The 13,761-nt window shown below is 35.8% G+C and carries 12 protein-coding genes; 7 read left to right on the forward strand and 5 right to left on the reverse strand.

Annotated elements, in window-relative coordinates:
• Window positions 1–6 precede the first annotated feature (6 nt).
• Both P177_RS07720 and P177_RS07725 read left to right on the forward strand, forming a co-directional pair.
• A complete protein-coding gene (locus P177_RS07720; protein ID WP_036153605.1) occupies window positions 7–960 on the forward strand; it encodes a PhoH family protein in 954 nt (317 codons plus the stop codon).
• A gap of 8 nt (window positions 961–968) precedes the next feature.
• On the forward strand, window positions 969–1,925 hold the full coding sequence (locus P177_RS07725) for a phosphoribosylaminoimidazolesuccinocarboxamide synthase (RefSeq protein ID WP_036153608.1): 957 nt from the start codon (window positions 969–971) through the stop codon (window positions 1,923–1,925).
• A gap of 2 nt (window positions 1,926–1,927) precedes the next feature.
• On the opposite strand, the gene P177_RS07730 is transcribed toward P177_RS07725, so the two are convergent.
• The 3 genes from P177_RS07730 to P177_RS07740 all read right to left on the reverse strand — a co-directional run bounded on the left by P177_RS07730 (window position 1,928) and on the right by P177_RS07740 (window position 6,015).
• Entirely contained in the window at window positions 1,928–2,584 is a 657-nt protein-coding gene (locus tag P177_RS07730; protein WP_036153609.1) for a 3'-5' exonuclease, read from the reverse strand.
• On the reverse strand, window positions 2,584–4,503 hold the full coding sequence (locus P177_RS07735; protein ID WP_036153612.1) for a DUF294 nucleotidyltransferase-like domain-containing protein: 1,920 nt from the start codon (window positions 4,501–4,503) through the stop codon (window positions 2,584–2,586). The genes P177_RS07730 and P177_RS07735 overlap by 1 nt, the downstream gene beginning before the upstream one ends.
• A gap of 87 nt (window positions 4,504–4,590) precedes the next feature.
• Window positions 4,591–6,015: an L-serine ammonia-lyase gene (locus P177_RS07740; protein ID WP_036158010.1), complete on the reverse strand. Its 1,425-nt coding sequence runs from the start codon at window positions 6,013–6,015 to the stop codon at window positions 4,591–4,593.
• 186 nt (window positions 6,016–6,201) lie between these two features.
• On the opposite strand from P177_RS07740, the gene dnaK reads away from it, so the two are divergent.
• A complete protein-coding gene (dnaK, locus tag P177_RS07745) occupies window positions 6,202–8,103 on the forward strand; it encodes a molecular chaperone DnaK (RefSeq protein WP_036153614.1) in 1,902 nt (633 codons plus the stop codon).
• Window positions 8,104–8,206: 103 nt separating this feature from the next.
• Window positions 8,207–9,136 carry a hypothetical protein gene (locus tag P177_RS07750; protein WP_036153616.1) on the forward strand — a complete coding sequence of 310 codons (930 nt, stop codon included), beginning with the start codon at window positions 8,207–8,209 and terminating at the stop codon, window positions 9,134–9,136.
• 3 nt (window positions 9,137–9,139) lie between these two features.
• Here P177_RS07750 and P177_RS07755 read toward each other — a convergent pair whose 3' ends face one another.
• Together P177_RS07755 and P177_RS07760 are read right to left on the reverse strand one after the other, a co-directional pair.
• The gene (locus P177_RS07755; protein ID WP_036153619.1) at window positions 9,140–9,697 is read right to left on the reverse strand and encodes a GNAT family N-acetyltransferase; all 558 of its coding nucleotides are present in this window, start codon (window positions 9,695–9,697) and stop codon (window positions 9,140–9,142) included.
• Entirely contained in the window at window positions 9,694–10,338 is a 645-nt protein-coding gene (locus P177_RS07760; RefSeq protein WP_036153622.1) for an alpha/beta hydrolase, read from the reverse strand. The genes P177_RS07755 and P177_RS07760 overlap by 4 nt, the downstream gene beginning before the upstream one ends.
• A 64-nt stretch (window positions 10,339–10,402) precedes the next feature.
• On the opposite strand from P177_RS07760, the gene P177_RS07765 reads away from it, so the two are divergent.
• Genes P177_RS07765 through menD form a run of 3 tightly spaced genes read left to right on the forward strand, consistent with a single transcriptional unit; the run spans window position 10,403 to window position 13,740 of the window.
• A complete protein-coding gene (locus tag P177_RS07765) occupies window positions 10,403–10,825 on the forward strand; it encodes a PaaI family thioesterase (protein ID WP_036153624.1) in 423 nt (140 codons plus the stop codon).
• 1 nt (window position 10,826) lies between these two features.
• A complete protein-coding gene (locus tag P177_RS07770) occupies window positions 10,827–11,939 on the forward strand; it encodes a chorismate-binding protein (protein WP_036153627.1) in 1,113 nt (370 codons plus the stop codon).
• Window positions 11,940–11,988: 49 nt separating this feature from the next.
• Window positions 11,989–13,740, forward strand: coding sequence for a 2-succinyl-5-enolpyruvyl-6-hydroxy-3-cyclohexene-1-carboxylic-acid synthase (menD, locus tag P177_RS07775; protein WP_036153629.1), 1,752 nt, complete (start codon window positions 11,989–11,991; stop codon window positions 13,738–13,740).
• The last annotated feature ends 21 nt before the right edge of the window (window positions 13,741–13,761 follow it).

Here is a 13,761-nt window from a genome sequence, read left to right on the forward strand (position 1 = left end):
GACTGTTTGAACGAGATAATTCTAGAACTTACCGAAATTAGCCCGAGAGAGTTTTTTGGGCAGCAAAATGAACATATTGATTTATTAAAGAAATACTTTCCGAAGTTGAAAATTGTAGCCCGTGGCAACAAAATCAAAGCCTTTGGAGATGAAGAACTACTGGAAGAGTTTGAGAGGCGGTTTGATATGTTGACCCAGCATTTCATTAAATACAACAAATTAGATGAAAACAGTATAGAAAGAGTTTTGACAAGTTCTGAGGATGATGAATTAAAATCATCAAAGAATAGTGGAGAAACTTTGGTTCATGGTGTTAGCGGTAGGCTGATAAAAGCACAAACTGCTAATCAACGTCGTTTGGTAGATGCCTCTAAAAAGAACGATATGGTTTTTGCCATTGGTCCGGCAGGTACGGGTAAAACCTACACTGGGGTTGCACTTGCGGTAAAGGCTTTGAAAGAGAAACAGGTAAAGAAAATTATCTTGACGAGACCGGCTGTTGAGGCTGGTGAGAATCTTGGTTTTTTACCTGGCGATTTAAAAGAAAAACTAGATCCTTATATGCAACCTTTATATGATGCCCTTAGAGATATGATTCCTGCCGAAAAATTGGTGCATTATATTGAAAACGGTACCATACAAATTGCACCAATGGCATTTATGCGTGGTAGAACTTTAGATAACGCTTTTGTTATTTTAGATGAGGCACAGAATACCACCCACGCACAGATGAAAATGTTTTTAACTAGAATGGGTAGAAATGCACGATTCCTGATTACGGGTGATCCAGGGCAAATTGACTTGCCTAGAAGAACAATTTCAGGTTTAAAAGAGGCACTGCTCATTTTAAATAATGTGCCAGGTATAGAGGTTATTTATCTAGATGATAAAGATGTAATCCGTCATAAACTTGTGAAAAAAGTTATTGAAGCTTATAAAACTATAGAACACCACAATTAAGAATTTACATGTCAAAGAATACTATTTACGAAACTGAATTTAATTTCCCGGGTCAGAAAAATGTCTATAAAGGCAAAGTAAGATCGGTATACACTTTAGATAACGATATGTTGGTCATGGTGGCCACTGATAGGTTATCTGCTTTTGATGTGGTGATGCCCAAGGGAATTCCATACAAAGGACAGATTTTAAATCAGATTGCAACCCAAATGATGGCTTCTACAGAAGATATTGTTCCAAACTGGTTAACTGCAACTCCTGATCCAAATGTTGCTGTTGGTGTTGCCTGCGAGCCTTTTAAGATAGAAATGGTTATTCGTGGGTATTTATCCGGTCATGCGGCTAGAGAATACAAACTGGGCAAAAGAATGTTATGTGGTGTTGCCATGCCTGATGGTATGAAGGAGAATGACAAATTTCCGAGTCCTATAATTACTCCTGCTACCAAAGCGGAAATGGGTGATCATGATGAGGATATATCGAAAGCCGATATTCTAAGCAAGGGAATAGTTTCAGCAGAAGATTATGCACTTTTAGAAAAGTATACCTATGCTCTTTTTCAAAGGGGAACGGAAATCGCTGCTGAAAGAGGATTGATTTTAGTGGATACGAAATACGAATTTGGAAAAACTAAAGAAGGAAAGATTGTTTTGATAGACGAGATTCATACTCCAGATTCTTCAAGATATTTTTATTCTGACGGATATCAGGCTAGGCAAGATGCCAATGAGCCTCAAAAGCAATTATCGAAGGAGTTTGTAAGACAATGGTTGATTGCGAATGACTTTCAAGGTTTAGAGGGGCAAACCGTTCCTGAGATGTCTGATGAATACATTGAGTCTGTATCTGAACGTTATATTGAACTTTACGAGCATATAACTGGAGAGCCATTTGTAAAGGCTGATACTACTCATATTCATGATAGAATAAATAGAAATGTCTTAAGTTATTTGGAGAGCCTTTAAACTTATCTAAGTAAATATTTAAGCGAGAAGTTTTTCTTTTCCTTTAAGCGTGATATTATCTTTAAAAAGGCGACGGCTGTTATATAGGCGTCGCCTAAAGCAGTATGCCTGTCTTTTCTAGAAATGGAGAATTTTTCCGCAAGCTCATCTAGGGTATAATTGGATTTTGGTTGAACTAGGTAGGACTTTATTAATGTTTTCTTGTAAATCACTCCCGTATCTAAGACCATGTTTTTTAGTTTAGGTAGACCATGTCTTACTAAAGCAGTATTTAGCATCCCCATATCAAAACCTGCATGGTGTGCCACAATAACCGCATCGCCAACATAAGCTAAAAACTTTTCAAGTGCCAAAATTTCACTAATACACTCTCGCTGTCCGTTTTTTAAAAGTCCGTGAACGTGGACAGTCTCTTTATTGAATTTTTCTTGCTCTAAATAGATATCAAATACTTCTTGAACAGAGATGCTTTCATTTGTAATTTTTACCGCGCCAATGGAGAGGATACGGTCATCTTCAAAGCTAAAGCCTGTTGTTTCGGTATCTAAGACTACAAAAATTTGGTCATTAAATTTTTTACTTTGAGTTTCCTTGAAAAGGCTTTCATAAGTTTTCCAAAATTCTGGTAGGTTTTTAGGTGTTCTTTTAAATAATCCCATTAGCCTAAAATATTAGTGACTTTAAAACGAAGTGTAATCAGTTCTTGTATTTCCTTAATAGCTTTAAAGGTTCTTTTCAATTTCATTTTTTCTTGCTTGCTCAATTGATCTAGTTGAATAAATCTACCTGAATCATGATTAGCTAAACCTTGGCGTGTTCTAAATTTCAATAAAGCTTTGGTAGCATAAGAGCAAGCTAAATACAACTCTTTGTTATTGGGTTCAAGTTCCGCTAATTTCTCATATCGTTCCCATGTATTGCTAATAGCTTTAACGGAATGTGATAGTATTAAAACACGAGCAGCATCAACCAAGGGTCTTAAAGCTCTACTTTTTAAATCAAAGGAATCTTTGTGTTGACCGTCTTGCTCAACAACAAATTGCCTAAAAAAACCAGTGGGTGACGGACTTTGAAGTGCACCGTTTGCCAAATGCACCAAAAAAATAGGATAATTCTTAACGGTTCTAAATATATGGTCAGACATATTATCCAATAAACTTCTTTCTCCGAATGCTAAACTGTAATCAAAAAAAATGGAGGACATTAAAACTTCGTTGGGTCCTGGGTTACTGATCCAGTATGATAGTTTGTTTTTCCATTCTTCTAGACTTAAGCACCATTTTGGGTTAGAAGCCATCATGTCCGCTGGGCAGTACTCATACCCTATAGTATTCAATCCTTTGGTTATATGTTTGGAAAGTTCAAGAAAGTAAGTGGTAGTTTTAGATAATTCTTCCTCAGGTACATCTTCAAATACCAAGGCATTATCTTGATCTGTATGTAAAAGTTGTTCGCTTCTACCTTGACTACCCAATGCCAGCCATGCAAATTTAACGGGTGGGGGCGTATCCATTTTAACAATAGAAATTTCCACTACCTGCTTAATACATGTATCATTTAGTTCAGAGATGATTTTAGCAATCAGTCCTAATGGAATATTTTGCTCTAAGTATCCGGTTAAAAGAACCATAACACTTTTTCTGATCTGTTTTATTTTTTTAATGCGAGAGGTACGTTTAATTGCTTTTACCAATACTGCCGGGTTATCGCCTAGGGAAACCATTACATCATGCTTGGATAAAATTCCTAATGCAGGAGAATTTGGCGTACCATCTTCCGTAATAACCAAATGACTAATGTTGCTTTTCATCATCGCCATTTGTGCCTGTGTAATGGTAAGATTTTTTGGATACGTAATTACCGGAGTAGTCATTACGGTTTTAACTGAAGCAGTTATTGGCTGCTCACCTGATATTACTTTGTTTCTGAAATCTTTATCGGTAATAATACCAACGGGTAAATCTTTACTGGTAATTAATAGTGATCCAATTTTTTTCTTGGACATGATATCAGCAGCCTTCTTAATAGAGGTTCTTGTGGAACAGGTCACCAATTTTTTTGAATAGCTAGCTAATTGTAAGTCTGGCAGTACCACTTCCGTAGTAACCTCTTCTTCATCTTCGTTATCATAAAGCTGCCCTTTTTGATTTTTTGCGTACGGATTACGGGTGTTGGAGGCAAAACTCTCCATTAAGAAAATAGTTACCTGGTCATTCTTCTTGGCAATAGGTTTAAATATATCTATTGGAATTCCGTAGAGAATACACTCCTCATGTGCTCTAGCTTCTAACTTATAATTTTCATTGGCAAAAAGCGGACGTAACCCAAATATATCTCCTTCATCACAATAGTCAATAATATTTGAATTGGTGGGATTGTTTAAAGTAACCGCACCTTTATGAACCATATAAAAGTGTGAATGCTGAGGTTCATCAACATTGAAAATAATACTGTTCTTTTCTTTATAGACGATAAGTACTTGTTCTGCCAACTCAAAAAGTGATTTGCTGTCAAGAACATTAAAAGGCGGATAGTTTTTAATAAAATCGGCTACCCTTTCAGAAATCAGATTTTTCATAAATTAAAGTTAGCGGAATAAATGCAGATATAAAAAGACCTTTATATGTGCAACTACAAAGTAAAGTTTGCCTTGTTTTAAAAAAGGTTAGCAATCGCTCAAGAAAACACCAACTGCTAATCCGCCTTCAGAGGTTTCTTTATACTTGGAGCTCATGTCTTTTGCGGTTTCCCACATGGTCTGTACCACTTTGTCCAATGGTACTTTAGCTGCTGAAGGATCAGACCCCAAGGCTAGCTCTGCAGCATTAATAGCTTTTATGGCTCCCATAGAGTTGCGTTCAATACATGGTATTTGTACCAATCCGCCAATAGGGTCACAAGTAAGCCCTAAATGATGTTCCATTGCAATTTCTGCAGCCATAAGTACTTGTTCTGGAGTACCGCCCAACAGCTCTGTAAGTGCTCCTGCGGCCATAGCCGAAGAAACGCCTATTTCTGCTTGACAACCTCCCATTGCGGCAGATATCGTAGCTCCTTTTTTAAAGATGCTCCCAATTTCTCCGGCAACAAGTAAAAACTGTTTTACATGTTCAAAATTACCTGCGTGGTTTTCAATGACCATGTAGTACATTAGTACGGCAGGTATAACACCTGCACTTCCGTTAGTTGGTGCTGTGACTACACGACCTAAGGATGCATTCACTTCATTTACACTTAAGGCAAAGCAGCTTACCCACTGTAGTATTTGTCTAAACTTTACCTCTGTCTGTCGTATGCTCTGTAACCACTCTTCAGGGTTGGAGTAGGGTAGGTCGCTTTTTAGCTTATTGTGCATTTCAAAAGCCCTACGCTTTACATGTAACCCACCGGGTAAAGTTCCTTCGGTGTGGCAACCAGTATACATGCATTCTAACATGGTTGACCAAATACGATTCAATTCATGGTCGATTTTCGCATCATCTCGCAAAGATCTTTCGTTCTGCAAAACCAATTCAGAGATTTTTAAATCTTCGTTTTTACAAAAATCAAGAAGTTCAGTTCCTTTTTGTACAGGAAACGGAAACTTTTCAAACATGTCAATCTTGCGTTTGGCATTTTTACGCTCTTCACTGATAACGAATCCTCCACCTATAGAATAATAAGTTTTTGAAATTTTTCTGCCCGATTTCAATTTCGCTTGAAACTTTAATCCGTTGGCATGAAAAGGAAGAAATTTTCTATTGAATATAATATGCTTATCCGGATCAAAGGGGATCCTGTACGTACCATCTAAAAGTAAAACATGCTCGTTTTTAATTTTACTTATCAGAGGGTCAATAGTGTCAATAGGAATCAATTCTGGATCGGCACCCAACAGCCCTAGCATTACGGCATAGTCAGTGGCATGACCTTTACCTGTCAATGATAACGATCCGTATAAGTGCACTTCTACTTCTTCAACCTTCTCAAGATTGTCTTTAGAGTTTAATCTGGCCAACCACCGCTCTGCAGCACGCCATGGACCTAAGGTATGTGAACTAGAAGGACCTACGCCTATCTTTAGCATATCAAAAACACTAATGCTTTCTATCTCCAAATCGTATAAGTTTTGTAGGCTAAGGTACAATGTTTTGGTAATGTATTACCATACTATATTGGCATAATTATTATGTAGAAAAGTGTATTAATGACATCATGTCAGTTTTTCTGGCTTGGCATATTGTTTGTCAATTACTAATCGATTGTAAAATAAAGCACTTAATTTAAAACATATAAAATGAGTAAGATTATAGGAATAGATTTGGGTACTACCAACTCCTGTGTTTCCGTAATGGAAGGTAATGAGCCAGTAGTAATTCCAAATGCAGAAGGAAAAAGAACTACACCATCTGTCATCGCTTTTGTTGATGGAGGTGAAATTAAAGTTGGTGATCCAGCAAAAAGACAAGCGGTAACCAATCCTCATAAAACCATTTATTCTATTAAAAGGTTTATGGGTAATAAATATTCAGAATCTAGTAAAGAGGCTGAAAGAGTACCTTATAAAGTAGTAAAGGGAGATAACGATACACCAAGAGTAGATATTGATGGTCGTTTATATTCTCCACAAGAATTATCAGCTATGATTCTTCAGAAAATGAAGAAAACTGCTGAAGATTATTTAGGTCAAGAAGTTTCTCGTGCAGTAATTACCGTACCGGCATATTTTAACGATGCGCAAAGACAAGCTACTAAAGAAGCTGGTGAAATTGCAGGTTTAACTGTAGAGCGTATTATTAATGAACCAACGTCTGCTTCTTTAGCATACGGTATGGACAAAAAAGATACGGATCAGAAAATAGTTGTTTTTGACTTTGGTGGAGGTACACATGATGTATCTATATTAGAGTTAGGTGACGGTGTTTTTGAAGTATTGGCTACTGATGGTGATACGCACTTAGGTGGTGATGATGTGGATCAAAAAATTATTGATTGGTTAGCTGAAGAGTTCAAGTCTGAAGAAGATATGGACCTTAGAAAAGATGCTATGGCTTTACAACGTTTACGTGAGGCAGCTGAGAAAGCTAAGATTGAATTATCATCTTCTGCACAAACAGAAATCAACTTACCATACGTTACAGCTACAGCTTCAGGACCAAAGCACTTAGTTAGAACTTTGACAAGATCTAAGTTTGAGCAATTAATCGCTGATTTGGTTAAAAGAACTATAGAGCCATGTGAGACTGCTATGAAAGCAGCAGGACTTTCTAAGAGTGATATTGATGAGATTATCTTAGTTGGTGGTTCTACTAGAATACCTGCAGTACAAGAAGCTGTTGAGAAGTTCTTTGGCAAGAAGCCTTCTAAAGGTGTAAACCCAGATGAGGTTGTTGCAATTGGTGCAGCTATTCAAGGTGGTGTTTTAACCGGTGATGTTAAAGATGTATTGTTATTAGATGTTACTCCGCTATCATTAGGTATTGAAACTATGGGTAGTGTAATGACTAAATTAATTGAGGCTAACACAACAATACCAACGAAAAAGTCTCAAGTATTCTCTACTGCTGCTGATAACCAACCATCGGTTGAAATTCATGTATTGCAAGGAGAGAGACCAATGGCAAACGATAACAAAACAATCGGTAGATTCCATTTAGATGGTATTCCACCAGCAAAGAGAGGTACTCCGCAAATTGAAGTAACTTTCGATATCGATGCTAACGGTATTATTAAAGTATCTGCAACGGATAAGGCTACGAACAAAACTCAGGATATTCGTATTGAAGCTTCTTCTGGTTTAACTGAAGAAGAAATCAAGAAGATGAAAGCTGAAGCTGAAGCAAATGCTGAATCTGATAAAAAAGCGAAAGAAACTGCTGACAAGTTGAACGAAGCAGACGGAATGATTTTCCAAACTGAATCTCAACTTACTGAATTTGGCGATAAATTATCTGACGATAAGAAAAAAACAATTGAAGATGCTTTAGCAGAATTGAAAGCGGCATATGAAACTAAAGATTTGGCTGTTATTACACCAGCTTTAGATAAAATCAATGAAGCTTGGAAAGTTGCATCTGAAGAAATGTACAAAGCGCAAGCTGACGCCCAAGGTGGTGCTCCACAAGGAGAACCAACTGCTGACGGTGGTGCTTCTGAAGGTGATAACGTTGAAGACGTAGACTTCGAAGAAGTTAAATAATATAACTTTAAGTTGTTATAAAAAAAGGGACGGTATTTACCGTCCCTTTTTACTTTTATAGGATATTCTTTTATGCCTATTATTAATAAAGTAATTTTGTAGTATGGTTAAGAAACGACATTTTCTGTTTTTATCTGTTTTTATGGCAGCTTTCACTATTGTCAAAGGTCAAGAAATTCAAATCTTTACAATAGAAGATTTTGATCTAAAAGGTGATGTAAAAGTATGTTTGGTAAGTACCGATTATGGTAAAGAAGAATACGACTTTAATAAGAACGGGTTGCTGAACAAATCTGTTACTAGGTATAATGAAGCAGATTATGATGTTGTTTATTATAAGTATAGTAAAGGAGAACTTTTAGAGAAAAGAGCGGAATCATATAGAAACAATACTTTTGACCCAAGCACTTCTATAGCTCATTTTTATGAAATTGATTCAACTGATAATTTAACAATTCAGGAGCGTATATTTTCTTACGATAAGCAGTTTTTAGACCAGTATATATATGGGTATGATGAGTTTGGAGATTTAGCCAGTATTGAGAGAACCAACAATGATTATACGGATATTACCCAAGTAGAACATAAGAAGTTCAAAGGAGAAAATACCGTTACTTACTTATTAAATGATGTTCCTCTAAAATCTATTCGTACGTCAACATTGAAACCAACGAATAAACCAGCTCAACGTGTAGTTTTGACCAAAGAGTATTTAAATGGTGAAGAGAGTAGTGCTTTTGAAGAAGTGTTTAGTATGGATGATAAACTAATGGCGCAACAAGAGTTTGAATATAATTCTGAATTGAAAAATTTTGAGCCAACTACCCGTACCACCTATGAATACGACGAAAAAGGTATGTTGATTGCTGAAACTGCTAAAAGAGGTGCCGGTATTATAAAGAAAGAATACATCTATCAATATGATAATTCTGAAGTAGGTAATTGGATCAAGCAAATTGTAACGCCAGATAACACCTATACTACCAGAAAAATCACTTATTATCCCGCAGATACAAAAGTTGTTGAAGAATAAAGCTTATTTATTGGTACCTAACCATTCTTCTCGCAGAAGACCATAATAGCACGTATTTCTTTTAAAACCATCTAATAGGTACACGTCTTTTCTAAGTATGCCTTCTAAGGTGCATCCTAGTTTTTCTACTGCTTTTCTTGATGCCGTATTTCTTTCATCTACACGGAATTCAATTTTTTCAAAATCCAAAGTAGTAAAGGCATATGTAAGCATTAGTTGTTTCATTTGTGAATTTAAACCTGTGCCCTGAAATTCACGTCCTATCCAAGTAGAACCAATGTGTAGTACTTTGTTTTTTCTGTTGATATGCATAAAGCGTGTAGAACCTGCAAAAGTATTATGTTCTCTATCATAAATGATAAAAGGTATGCTTGTGCCTGCCGCTAATTGCTGCAATGCCGTTTCTACATAATTTTTTAAACTACTTGGTGTTTCAATATCAGAAGGGGAGTACTGAACCAATTTTTTCTGTGAAGCAATAGGAATTAGCTTTTCGTAATTTTCTAAGGTTAACGGACTCAGTATAACCCGTTCGTTTTCTAAGGTTGGTGTATAGTTCATTTTGCCAATTGATTTATAATCTCTTTCTTAACCTCGTGTCCACCATCAAAAGTGATGTTTTTAATACGGTCTCCAAAAAGTGTTTTAAGTTTATTGTTTTCTTCTGCTAATCTATCTGGAGTCAGGTATTCATCTTTGTTTCCGATTACTGAAATTATATCTGTTTTGCCTTTTAGATGGATAAAATCAACTGTTTTTAATTCTCTAGGAATCCCGCCTGCGTAAAGAATCAATTTGGAACAACTTAATTTGGAATATGCCAGATAACGCAGTGCTATTGAAATACCTTGTGAAAATCCGAAGAAAACAATTTTACAATCAGACGGAAGCTGTTCTTTCTCTAATACAGCATCTAAATAATTATAGAGATTTTTGGTTTCTTGTGCCGTATTTTCTTTTGTTAACCAACTTGCTCCTACATGCTTGTATTCATTCTTTAAATAGTATTTAGAAGGTGCTTGTGGTGCTATGATATAATTTTCTTTCTTAGGCAGTTCGTTGAAATACTTTAAGAAGAATCTACTTAAGAATCCTATGCCATGAAAAACAATCCAAATTTGTTTTGTGTCGCTATTTAATTCATTTAAAGTTTCATAGGTATTCGTAGTTTTATAAGTAACATTTTTTATCTGGTTCTCCATAAATCTATCATTACTGTTATGCTTTTCTGTTGGTAATGTAATGCTTAATTTTACAAAAAAAAGGATGAACGACTACAAAGAGAAAATTCTAAAGATTTGTAACGAATCTTCTAAAGATACCTTAATGCAGACTTTAGAAATCGAATACATAGATGTAGGGGAAGATTTTTTGTTGGCTAAAATGCCAGTTACTCCAAAAGTGCATCAGCCAGACGGAGTTTTACATGGTGGAGCAACCGCTGCATTGGCAGAGAGTGTTGGTAGTGCGGCATCTTATGTTTTTTTAGATGGTAACAAATTTTTTGTTAGAGGTTTGGAGATTTCTGCAAATCACGTTAAAAGTGTAAAAGAAGGATTTGTTTATGCCAGGGCAACCATCTTACACAAAGGTAGAACTACCCAATTATGGGAGATTAGGGTGACCAACGAAGATGATCAACTGGTCTCTCTTTGTAAATTAACTACTATAGCATTACCTAGAAAGTAGTATGATGCAAGAACTTTTTCATAGAGCTGAAAATTGCTTGAAAGAGCAGTTGCCGTTTGTGTTATATAGCAAACCTAATGAGTCTGAATTGGTCGGTGTTTTTCAAAACAACGATGACGTTCATAAGGTTATGGATTTCACGGAAACAGGATTCGTTTTTGCTCCGTTCGATGTGAATTCAGATGCTATTTTAATGAAAATGGATGCCGTTGAAAAGGTTCCGTTCAATTTAAATGACGAATTTCAGGTCAGTGAGAAAAACATACCGGAAAGCGAAGCTACAGAAAAGGGAAGATATCTTAATTTAATATCTAAAGCCATTGAGCGCATTGGTAAAGGTGATTTCAATAAAGTTGTATTATCTAGGAAAATAGAAGTTGATGTAAGAGATAATTACTTTGAAGTGTATCAGCGAATTCTTCAAGTATATAAAAAAGCATTCTGCTACTTTTGGTACCACCCAAAAATTGGAACTTGGATGGGTGCTACCCCAGAAATCTTGATAAAAAGCAATGGTACTCAATTTACTACAATGTCTTTGGCAGGTACACAGAATGCAATAGGTGCTAATGAACCAATTTGGGCGGAGAAAGAATTAGATGAACAGCAATTGGTAACCGATTATATTTTGGATACTTTAAAAGATGAGGTTGTTTCTCTGAATAGTTCTGAACGAGAGTCTGTTAAGGCAGGTCAACTTTGGCATCTTCGTACTGAAATGAAAGGCACCTTTGCACCGAATAAATTTGGTGATATATTAAAAGCACTACACCCAACACCGGCAGTATGCGGTAGCCCGTTAGAAAATGCAAAGAATTTTATTTTAGAAAACGAATTGTATGAACGAAATTTTTACACCGGATTTTTAGGTGAGCTGAATACAAAAACAGAACTGCCAAGAAATAGAAACCGCCGTAACCAAGAGAATAGTGCTTATAGAAGTGTTATGAAAACCTCAGAACTTTTTGTGAATCTACGCTGTATGCAATTGTTCAAAGAGAAAGCTGAGATTTATGTAGGTGGTGGTATTACAACTGATTCTATACCTGAAAAAGAATGGGAAGAAACGGCTTTAAAAAGTAATACCATGTTTAGGGTTCTAGATGGTAAATAGATACTTAAGTTTTGGGTAATGACCTGCTTTGGTCGTATTTTTGAACTACATGAGATATTCCGCTATACCTACCGCACAATCTATTGTTCAACATTGCCAGGCAAAGAATATTTCTAATATCGTAATATCGCCAGGGTCAAGAAATGCACCACTTACCATTGCCTTTGCAGAGAATCCTTTTTTTACTTGTTATAGTATAGTAGATGAGCGTTGTGCCGCTTTTTTTGCATTAGGTATGGCACAACAATTACAAGAGCCCGTTGTAATTTTATGTACGTCTGGTAGTGCATTATTAAATTATTATCCTGCTGTTGCAGAGGCATATTTTAGTAATATTCCTTTAGTGGTTATTTCTGCAGATAGACCAGTTTATAAATTGGGAATAGGAGATGGGCAAACTATAAATCAGCGAAACGTATTTGAAAACCATATTAGGTATTCGGCGAATCTAAAGCAAGATGTCAGTCATGCTACATCAAAGGTCTTACAATATAAACCAGAGTGGATTTCTGATGGAGAGATAAACCAGGTTCAGCAGGAAATTCAGAATTATAATGACGGTGAATTAAATCTCGCTTTAGAAATTGCATTGACCAAGAATAGTCCCGTCCATATAAATCCTCCTTTTGAAGAGCCTTTGTATGACACGCTTTCAGAACCTTCAGTTTCGTCAGAAATTAGTCCGGTTCCTGTTGAGCTTAATGAAATTCCAATATTGGATAGTCATAAGGAGATTTGGAATGCATCACCACGTAAAATGGTTTTGGTTGGCGTTAATACTTCCAACGAAATAAAAGAAAACATATTGGAATTGCTGGCAAATGACCCTAGTGTTATGGTATTGACCGAGACGACATCTAATATTCATCATCCAAATTTCTTCAGTAGTATAGATTCCTTGATTGCTCCTATTGAAATGCAAAAAGATAAAGAGAATCTGTTTGCCACATTGAAACCTGAAGTACTAATTACTTTTGGTGGATTAATTGTTTCTAAAAAGGTGAAGGCTTTTCTAAGAAATTACGAGCCTAACCATCACTGGCATATTGGTGGTCAATTTGCGAACGATACTTTTTTCTGTTTAGAAGAGCATATTAAAGTACCAGTGAATACCTTTTTTGATAAAATGTATGTGGCTTCTGGTTTTGTAGAAAGTGATTTTTTTTCTAGTTGGAATAAAGTAAAACAAGGCTATATTTTAAAACGAGAAGTATATTTAAAACAAATTCCATTTTCAGATTTTTTAGCATTTAATCAAATTTTAAAAGGTGTGCCTAATGATTACATGTTGCAACTGGCAAATAGCTCTACCATACGTTACACTCAATTATTCGATGTAAACCCAACATTAAAAGTGTTTTGTAATAGGGGAACAAGTGGTATTGACGGTAGTACATCTACTGCGGTAGGTGCATCTTTAATACATAGCTCTCCAACACTATTTATAACAGGGGACCTTAGTTTTTTCTATGATAGTAATGCTTTATGGAATAATTACATAAAGGCAAATTTTAGAATAATCGTTATCAATAATAAGGGTGGAGGTATATTTAGAATACTTCCCGGGAAGGATGATACAGATGTATTTGAAACCTATTTTGAGACAAGACATTCACTGACTGCAGATCAGCTTTGTAATATGTTTGGTTTTGATTACAGAACGGCAAAATCATCTGAAGAACTTCAAGAAGTATTGAGTGACTTTTTCAAAGAAACCCTTCGTCCGCAATTACTGGAAATTACTACGCCTACAATAATAAACGATAAAATTTTGATTGATTATTTTCGTTTCATATCTTAGTGGAGTATTAACCATTAATTA

This window comes from Maribacter forsetii DSM 18668 (genome assembly GCF_000744105.1).
Lineage (GTDB): Bacteria > Bacteroidota > Bacteroidia > Flavobacteriales > Flavobacteriaceae > Maribacter > Maribacter forsetii.